The following is an 8,889-nucleotide window of genomic DNA, read 5'->3' on the forward strand; positions in this document are numbered from 1 at the left end:
GATGGTAGTGTGGGGTCTCCCCATGCGAGAGTAGGGAACTGCCAGGCATCAAATAAAAGCGAAAGGCTCAGTCGAAAGACCGGGCCTTTTGTTTTATCTGCAGTCTGTCGGTGAGCGCTCTCCTGAGTAGGACAAATCCGCCGGGAGCGGATTTGAACGTTGCACAGCAACGGCCCGGAGGGTGGCGGGCAGGACGCCCGCCATAAACTGCCAGGCATCAAATAAGTGAAGAAGCCCATCCTGCCGGATGGGCTTTTTTGCGTCTGTGCGGGGTGAAAACCGCCGGATGCGGCGTCCCGCCTTATCCGGCCTGCAACTGAATGTATTTTGTAGGCCTGATAAGCGCAGCGCATCAGGCAAGCAGGCAATACCACAGTTACTGTCTTACCCATTGCGTAACAAACTCAGTAAGTTGCTGTATGTCGTTGATATCTAACAATGGAATGTCCACCGCCAGCGGCACATCACTAGCAACTGCGACAACATGCTCGTCTATAACTAACTCTTCTGCACGATGCCCGCAGCCTTCACGAAAAAGCAGAATCTTCGCGACAGGTTCATGCTTAAAGCCTTCAACAAGCACCATATCTAATGTCGATACATCCATCCGGCTGACCAGATATGCCAGGTCCAGTTCGGGCTCTTCAGGTGTTTCAACCATTAACGCCCAACGCTGTTGGCTGGCAACCAGCGTTTGTGCTGCCCCGGCTTTACGTAGCTCATAGCTATCCTTGCCAGGCTTATCGACATCCATATCGTGGTGTGTATGCTTAATCAATCCGGGACGAATACCTCTGGCGCACAGTTCCGGGATAAGCTTTTTGAGCAGCGTGGTTTTCCCCGTACCGCTCCAGGCCGCAATGGCGAGTAATGGGATCATGATTTATCCTGCCATCTGGCGAGTTCTTCGGGTGTATTCACATTCACGAATGCATCTTTATGATCGCTAAAGTCAACGGGATGTCCCCCAGCCTGGCGCATAAAGACCATCACGCGTCGTTCTCCAGACTGCAGGTAATCCTGTAGCAGGGGCTGCATTGATCTGTTCATCAGTGCAATTGTCGGGTGATCTCTTTCACCATCATGCACCCAGACTACGGGGGCTGATTTGCGTTGTTCTTTTAAACGAGCGACCAGATCGTGGGGGATATAGGGCATATCACAAGGGCAAAACAGAAACCAGTTCCCTTCTGCCTGTAAAAAAACCGACAGCATACCGGCCAATGGACCAGGATAATCAGCCAGGGCATCGGGGATGACTTTCAGGCCGCTTTGCTGATAAATATCCTGGTGGCGATTAGCGTTAACCACAACAGTCTCGACCTGCAAAGCGAGGGTGTCGGCCACATATCGCCAAAGGGGTTTTCCATCCAGCTCAAGCAAACCTTTATCTGCTCCACCCATTCGTCTGGCTTTCCCGCCGGCCAGGACAACCCCTGTTATTGCACTATCCAGAATCACTGATATCGCCTCTTTTAATGTGGGATTGACCCTGCTAACGTATCTATATTGAGCGTAAGGAGCACAACCATGAAATGTAAACGTCTGAATGAAGTTATTGAACTCCTCCAGCCGGCCTGGCAGAAAGAACCCGATCTTAACCTGATGCAATTTTTACAGAAACTGGCGCAAGAGTCAGGTTTTGACGGAGAACTGGCGGATTTAACTGATGACATTCTGATCTATCACCTGAAAATGCGTGACTCAGCGAAAGATGCCGTGATCCCAGGCATTCAAAAAGATTATGAAGAAGATTTTAAAACAGCACTTCTACGCGCACGTGGCGTAATTAAAGAGTAAAACCTTGTAAGCGCCTCCACCGAAAGCGCTGTGAAATGATATCCTGAATCATTCGTAGTAATTTCTGGATGATGGGATGAACGACAACGCTTTTACTTTCCAGACGCTACACCCTGATACCATCATGGATGCCTTGTTTGAACAGGGCATCCGCGTGGATTCTGGTCTTACCCCGCTAAACAGCTATGAGAATCGTGTTTATCAATTCCAGGATGAAGATCGCCGACGTTTTGTCGTGAAGTTCTATCGCCCTGAGCGTTGGTCTGTCGATCAGATTCAGGAAGAGCATCAATTTGCCCTGGAACTGGTTAGTGATGACGTCCCGGTCGCTGCACCTCTGGTTCTGAATGGTCAAACGCTGTTGAGCCATCAGGGTTTTCACTATGCAATCTTCCAAAGCGTAGGTGGTCGTCAGTTTGAAGCCGACAACATCGATCAGATGGAGGCCGTGGGTCGCTACCTGGGTCGTCTTCATCAGACCGGGTGCAAACAACCTTTTACCTTTCGCCCCACTATAGGCCTTGAAGAGTACCTGACTGAGCCACGTAAGCTTTTTGAGCACGCACCGCTCATTCCGTCAGGACAAAAGGCGGCCTTCCTGAAGGCAACGGACGCACTGATTGCGGTGGTCACCGAGCGCTGGCATACGCGTTTTGCGTCGCTACGCCTGCACGGTGATTGCCATGCAGGTAATATTTTGTGGCGCGATGGTCCGATGTTTGTCGATTTGGATGATGCCCGAAACGGTCCTGCAATACAGGATTTATGGATGCTTCTTAATGGTGATAAAGCAGAGCAACGTATGCAGCTTGAAACTATTATTGAAGCTTATGAAGAGTTTAGTGAATTTGACACCGCTGAAATCGGACTGATAGAACCTTTACGTGCAATGCGTTTAGTTTATTATCTTGCCTGGCTGATTCGACGTTGGGCTGATCCCGCTTTCCCCAAAAATTTCCCTTGGTTAACCGGGGAAGATTACTGGCAGCGTCAGACCGCGACCTTTATTGAGCAGGCAAAAATTCTGCAAGAGCCCCCCTTACAATTAACGCCAATGTATTAATCGGAGAAACTTGAACATGAAAAAAATATGGCTGGCGCTGGCTGGTATGGTTTTAGCTTTTAGCGCATCGGCAGCGCAGTTCCAGGATGGTAAGCAGTACATCACACTGGAAAAGCCTGTTGCGGGTGAACCGCAGGTGTTGGAGTTTTTCTCCTTCTACTGCCCGCATTGCTACCAGTTTGAAGAAGTCCTTCACGTATCTGATAACGTGAAGAAAAAATTGCCAGAAGGCACCAAAATGACTAAGTATCACGTCGAGTTTTTGGGGCCTCTAGGTAAAGATCTGACGCAGGCATGGGCTGTTGCTATGGCACTGGGCGTTGAAGATCAGGTGACTGTGCCGTTGTTTGAAGGGGTGCAGAAAACGCAGACTGTTCAGTCTGTCGCTGATATCCGTAAAGTCTTCGTCGACGCAGGTATTAAAGGTGAAGACTATGATGCGGCATGGAATAGCTTCGTGGTGAAATCACTTGTTGCCCAGCAGGAAAAAGCGGCAGCTGATTTGCAGCTGCAGGGCGTGCCGGCGATGTTTGTTAATGGCAAATATCAGGTGAACCCGCAGGGTATGGATACCAGCAGCATGGATATCTTTGTACAGCAGTATGCTGATACCGTGAAATTCCTGGTTGGTCAGAAGTAAAAGAAAAAGCCGGTCACAGACCGGCTTTTTTATTTGAGGCTTTAATCGCATTTAATTGTGTATCTTTCTCGCTCCAGAGCATGTTCAGCCACTGCTGGAACCGACGTTTAAATGCCTTATCGTTAACGTAATCACCATGCAATTCTTCGCTAATTGGCTCGAGATTCACTCGCACGACAATGCGTGTCAGCTTGCCGCTGAGCATATCGTAGAAAGGATGACGGCTATTTTCTGGATAGCACAGCGTAACGTTCAGCAATTTATCGAACTGTGATCCCAGAACGTTTAGCGCCATTGCAATGCCTGCCGCCTTGGGCGGGAGCAGATTGCTGTACGGGGAACGGGTTTGCTGGCGTTTCTCGTCAGTAAAACGTGAGCCTTCGACAAAATTCACAATTGTTGTCGGATGTACGCGAAATTTCTCACAGGAACGACGCGTTGTTTCCACATCTTTACCGCGTCGTTCCGGATGACGAAGCAGATAGCCACGCGAATAGCGTTTCATAAACGGCATATCTAAAGCCCAACATGCCAGACCAATAAAAGGGACCCAGGCCAACTGCTGCTTGAGGAAATATTTATTCATTGGAATGTGTTTACGGAACAGAACGCAAAGCACAACGATGTCGGCCCAACTGTAATGATTACAAATGAGCAGGTACCAGTTTTTCTTGCTAAGACCTTCCAGCCCTTCGATATCCCACTTTAATCGTGGATTAAGGTGCAGCAGTAGAGCCAGACCTTCACACCAGCAATACATCATGAAATTACAGAAGACAGAAACCTTGCGCCAGACGACAGGAATGGGCAAAAGGAGCTTTACAACCCCTGCAAGGATGATCGGCACAGAACAAAAAATCGTGACCAATATGGTCAATACGATACTCAGCAACAGCGTTATCGCAGCGAGTATTCTCGTCATAATTAAATTATTCAAAAGGTTAGCCATAGATAGTGCGCTAAATAAGGCGCAAGGGGCTGATTTTATCAGAAAACGAGCCAAATGATGGATCTTCGCTGAATAGAAAAAAAGGTAATATCTATCCACATCCAGATATAAGCTGAAAAAATGGCATAAAATTCCACTTATCAGCGTAATACAATGAAAAATATAACAAATTATTATGATTTATAAATTCTATTGCTGTAGCTAAAGGGCTGAAAATTATTTATTCACAAAGTTATCCACAGCGCGCTTTGCGAGCAACGCAGAAGATCTGCAAAAGTTTTTCGACAAATGCGGCGAAAAACTCATGTTTTCATCCCGTCTGTGGCATCCTTTACCCATAATCTGATAAACAGGCACGGACATTATGGTTCAGATCCCAGAAAACCCACTTATCCTTGTAGACGGTTCATCTTACCTGTATCGCGCATACCACGCGTTTCCGCCGCTGACGAACAGCGCAGGAGAGCCTACTGGTGCGATGTACGGCGTCCTCAACATGCTGCGTAGCTTGATTCTGCAATACCAGCCTACGCATGCAGCGGTGGTATTCGACGCTAAGGGTAAAACCTTCCGTGATGAATTATTCGAACACTACAAGTCGCACCGCCCGCCTATGCCGGACGATTTACGTGCGCAGATTGAGCCTCTACATGCGATGGTAAAAGCGATGGGGTTGCCATTGTTGGCTGTTTCAGGCGTGGAGGCGGACGATGTCATCGGTACGCTGGCACGTGAGGCAGAGAAGGTGGGGCGTCCGGTGCTGATTAGCACTGGCGATAAAGATATGGCTCAACTGGTGACGCCGAACATCACCCTCATCAACACCATGACTAATACGATCCTTGGCCCGGATGAAGTCGTGAATAAGTACGGTGTCCCGCCTGAACTGATCATTGATTTCCTGGCGCTGATGGGTGACTCCTCCGATAACATTCCTGGTGTACCTGGCGTGGGTGAAAAAACGGCTCAGGCGCTGCTTCAGGGCTTGGGTGGGCTGGATACCCTCTATGCGGAATCAGACAAAATAGCAGGGCTTACCTTCCGTGGTGCCAAAACCATGGCAGGCAAACTCGAGCAGAATAAAGAAGTGGCGTATCTCTCGTATAAGCTGGCTACCATCAAAACGGATGTTGAGCTGGAATTAACCTGCGAGCAGCTGGAAGTGCGCCAACCAGCAGCAGAAGAACTGCTTGGCCTGTTTAAACAGTATGAATTCAAGCGTTGGGTTACTGACGTTGAAGCCGGTAAATGGCTACAGGCGAAAGGGACAAAACCGGCAGCTAAACCGCAGGAAACCATCGTCGTCGATGAAACGCCTGAGGAACCTGCCACGGTTCTCTCGTACGATAACTATGTGACGATTCTGGACGAAGAAACGCTGGAAGCGTGGATTGCAAAGCTGAAGAAAGCTCCCGTATTCGCCTTTGATACAGAAACTGACAGCCTGGATAACATCTCCGCGAATCTGGTTGGCCTCTCGTTTGCCATTGAGCCAGGTGTGGCTGCGTATGTTCCTGTCGCCCATGATTACCTGGATGCCCCCGATCAGATTTCTCGTGAACGTGCGCTGGCGTTACTGAAGCCACTGTTGGAAGATGAAAAGGCGCATAAAGTTGGGCAAAACCTGAAGTACGATCGCGGTATCCTGGCAAATTACGGGATTGAACTGCGCGGCATCGTCTTTGATACCATGCTCGAATCCTACATTCTTAACAGCGTCGCAGGCCGACACGATATGGACAGCCTGTCAGATCGCTGGCTGAAACATAAAACGATCACCTTTGAAGAGATTGCCGGGAAAGGTAAAAACCAGCTGACCTTTAACCAGATAGCACTGGAAGAAGCCGGGCGTTATGCCGCAGAGGATGCCGATGTTACGCTTCAGTTGCACCTGAAGATGTGGCCTGAACTGCAGAAGCACAAAGGGCCGTTAAACGTCTTCGAAAATATCGATATGCCGTTGGTCCCGGTTTTGTCCCGCGTTGAGCGCAACGGTGTGAAAATCGATCCTGCTGTATTGCACAAACACTCAGAAGAGCTGACGTTGCGTTTGAATGCGCTTGAGCAAAAAGCGCACGAGATTGCTGGAGAAGCGTTTAACCTCTCTTCAACCAAGCAACTGCAAACGATTCTGTTTGAAAAGCAGGGTATCAAGCCGCTGAAGAAAACACCGGGTGGTGCGCCGTCAACGTCGGAAGAGGTGCTGGAAGAGTTAGCGCTGGATTATCCGTTGCCAAAAGTTATCCTGGAATATCGTGGGTTAGCAAAACTGAAGTCGACCTACACGGATAAGCTTCCGTTGATGATCAACCCAAAAACCGGACGTGTGCATACCTCATATCACCAGGCTGTTACAGCGACCGGACGTTTGTCTTCAACCGATCCTAACCTGCAAAATATCCCGGTACGTAACGATGAAGGTCGTCGTATTCGTCAGGCATTTATCGCGCCAGAAGACTACGTGATTGTCTCTGCGGACTACTCGCAGATCGAGCTGCGTATTATGGCGCATCTCTCGCGCGATAAAGGCCTGCTTACTGCGTTTGCCGAAGGAAAAGATATTCACCGTGCAACGGCGGCAGAAGTTTTTGGTTTACCGCTCGATTCAGTGACCAGTGAACAGCGTCGTAGCGCAAAAGCCATTAACTTTGGTCTGATCTATGGCATGAGTGCTTTCGGTCTTGCTCGTCAGTTGAATATCCCGCGTAAAGAAGCACAGAAGTACATGGATCTCTACTTCGAGCGCTACCCTGGCGTGCTGGAATATATGGAACGGACGCGTGCACAGGCAAAAGAGCAAGGTTACGTTGAAACGCTGGAAGGGCGCCGCCTCTATTTACCGGATATTAAATCCAGTAATGGCGCGCGCCGTGCCGGTGCGGAACGTGCTGCAATTAACGCTCCGATGCAGGGTACTGCCGCAGATATTATTAAGCGGGCCATGATTGCCGTGGATGGGTGGCTGCAAACAGAACAGCCGCGCGTGCGCATGATCATGCAGGTACACGATGAACTGGTGTTTGAAGTGCACAAAGATGATCTGGAAAGCGTGTCGAAAAAGATCCATCAGCTGATGGAAAACGAGACGCAGATTGATGTGCCCTTGCTGGTGGAAGTCGGTAGTGGTGAGAACTGGGATCAGGCGCACTAAGGGTTTACTGAATAACGCGCTTTTTTCGTAACTAAGCAACATAAGATAGAACTTTTTGTGATGTCCATTAGAAATCCCTATGGCGGGAATGAAAAAAAATTACAAAAAGTGCTTTCTGAGCTGCTCAAAAAAGAGTAAAGTTATTCACGTAGGGTACAGAGGTAAGATGTTCTATCTTTCAGACCTTTTACTTCACGTAATCGGATTTGGCTGAATATTTTAGCCGCCCCAGTCAGTAATGACTGGGGCGTTTTTTATTTTGCTCGTCATACTTCAAGCTGCATACGCGTTGGCTGTTGAGTTACTCGTCTCATCCATGAGACTCGCCCTTAAGGGCCGTCGCTCACCCCAGTCACTTACTTATGTAAGCTCCTGGGATTTGCTGCGTCGCCGCCTTTATGCAACTCGAATTATTTAGAGGAAAAATTAAGATCTGTAGGCCGGATAAGACGCGCAGCGGCACCATCCGGCATATCCGTGGATTATTCCCCGTCCTGCATCTCTTCAACGGGTGCCAGCTCACTAAACCAGCTATCCAACTTCTGACGCAGTTTGTCCACGCCCAGCTTCTTCAGTGATGAAAAAGCTTCAACCTGTACATCGCCATTAAACGCCAGTACCGCTTCACGTACCATGTTCAGCTGTGCTTTCCGGGCACCACTGGCCAGCTTATCTGCTTTAGTCAGTAGAACCAGAACCTGAACGTTGCTCTCAACAGCCCACAGGATCATCTGCTGGTCGAGATCTTTTAGCGGGTGACGAATGTCCATTAATACCACCAGACCCTGCAGGCTCTGGCGTTTTTCCAGGTATTCAGCCAGTGCGCGCTGCCATTTACGCTTCATTTCTTCCGGGACTTCGGCATAACCATAACCTGGCAGGTCGACCAGGCGTTTACCGTCCACAACTTCAAACAAGTTGATGAGCTGAGTACGGCCTGGTGTTTTAGAGGTACGCGCCAGACTCTTTTGATTGGTCAGGGTATTTAGTGCACTGGATTTGCCTGCGTTGGAACGGCCAGCAAAAGCCACTTCGATTCCCGTATCGGAAGGTAAATGGCGAATATCAGGCGCACTCATCACAAAATGCGTCTGTTGATAATTCAAGTTAGTCAACGTGGTCGTCTCCATCAATCAAGGCTTTGCAGCGATTATACCTGAACACCAGCAAAAGACTGGTTTTTCGACGCGTGGTCAGTGTAAGTAAAAACCTCGTGCTTTGTGAGACATTGCCGATAGTATCTATGCGAGATGGCAGAGCGGAAAACAATATAATATATATAAATC

General features: G+C 48.9%; 10 protein-coding genes. 6 read left to right on the top strand and 4 right to left on the bottom strand.

Features of this window, described 5'->3' with window-relative positions; genetic code table 11:
• Positions 1–376: 376 nt before the first annotated feature.
• Entirely contained in the window at positions 377–880 is a 504-nt protein-coding gene (mobB, locus tag NNN64_RS21985; RefSeq protein ID WP_271442767.1) for a molybdopterin-guanine dinucleotide biosynthesis protein MobB, read from the bottom strand.
• Positions 877–1,461: a molybdenum cofactor guanylyltransferase MobA gene (mobA, locus tag NNN64_RS21990; RefSeq protein WP_271442768.1), complete on the bottom strand. Its 585-nt coding sequence runs from the start codon at positions 1,459–1,461 to the stop codon at positions 877–879. Before mobA ends, mobB begins: the two co-directional genes overlap by 4 nt.
• 69 nt (positions 1,462–1,530) lie before the next feature.
• Here mobA and NNN64_RS21995 point away from each other — a divergent pair, with 69 nt between their 5' ends.
• The 3 genes from NNN64_RS21995 to dsbA all read left to right on the top strand — a co-directional run bounded on the left by NNN64_RS21995 (position 1,531) and on the right by dsbA (position 3,503).
• Positions 1,531–1,800, top strand: coding sequence for a YihD family protein (locus NNN64_RS21995; protein WP_003028616.1), 270 nt, complete (start codon positions 1,531–1,533; stop codon positions 1,798–1,800).
• A gap of 76 nt (positions 1,801–1,876) precedes the next feature.
• On the top strand, positions 1,877–2,863 hold the full coding sequence (locus NNN64_RS22000) for a serine/threonine protein kinase (RefSeq protein ID WP_271442769.1): 987 nt from the start codon (positions 1,877–1,879) through the stop codon (positions 2,861–2,863).
• A 16-nt stretch (positions 2,864–2,879) separates the two neighbouring features.
• Positions 2,880–3,503 carry a thiol:disulfide interchange protein DsbA gene (dsbA, locus tag NNN64_RS22005; protein ID WP_137381405.1) on the top strand — a complete coding sequence of 208 codons (624 nt, stop codon included), beginning with the start codon at positions 2,880–2,882 and terminating at the stop codon, positions 3,501–3,503.
• Positions 3,504–3,516: 13 nt separating this feature from the next.
• Here the strand turns inward: dsbA and NNN64_RS22010 are convergent, their stop codons facing one another.
• Positions 3,517–4,380, bottom strand: coding sequence for an acyltransferase (locus tag NNN64_RS22010; RefSeq protein ID WP_271442771.1), 864 nt, complete (start codon positions 4,378–4,380; stop codon positions 3,517–3,519).
• Here NNN64_RS22010 and NNN64_RS22015 point away from each other — a divergent pair.
• The 3 genes from NNN64_RS22015 to NNN64_RS23425 all read left to right on the top strand — a co-directional run bounded on the left by NNN64_RS22015 (position 4,265) and on the right by NNN64_RS23425 (position 7,817).
• A complete protein-coding gene (locus NNN64_RS22015; protein ID WP_271442772.1) occupies positions 4,265–4,510 on the top strand; it encodes a hypothetical protein in 246 nt (81 codons plus the stop codon). The genes NNN64_RS22010 and NNN64_RS22015 overlap by 116 nt on opposite strands.
• 306 nt (positions 4,511–4,816) lie before the next feature.
• The gene (gene polA, locus NNN64_RS22020; protein WP_271442770.1) at positions 4,817–7,603 is read left to right on the top strand and encodes a DNA polymerase I; all 2,787 of its coding nucleotides are present in this window, start codon (positions 4,817–4,819) and stop codon (positions 7,601–7,603) included.
• Between the two features lie 166 nt (positions 7,604–7,769).
• On the top strand, positions 7,770–7,817 hold the full coding sequence (locus tag NNN64_RS23425) for a spot 42 RNA, inhibition of DNA synthesis (RefSeq protein WP_071892919.1): 48 nt from the start codon (positions 7,770–7,772) through the stop codon (positions 7,815–7,817).
• 268 nt (positions 7,818–8,085) lie between these two features.
• Here the strand turns inward: NNN64_RS23425 and yihA are convergent, their stop codons facing one another.
• Complete coding sequence (gene yihA, locus NNN64_RS22025) at positions 8,086–8,718, bottom strand: ribosome biogenesis GTP-binding protein YihA/YsxC (RefSeq protein ID WP_103771976.1); 633 nt, start codon at positions 8,716–8,718, stop codon at positions 8,086–8,088.
• Positions 8,719–8,889: the final 171 nt, after the last annotated feature.

The sequence above is a fragment of the Citrobacter sp. Igbk 14 genome (assembly GCF_028069825.1).
Classification (GTDB): Bacteria; Pseudomonadota; Gammaproteobacteria; order Enterobacterales; family Enterobacteriaceae; genus Citrobacter.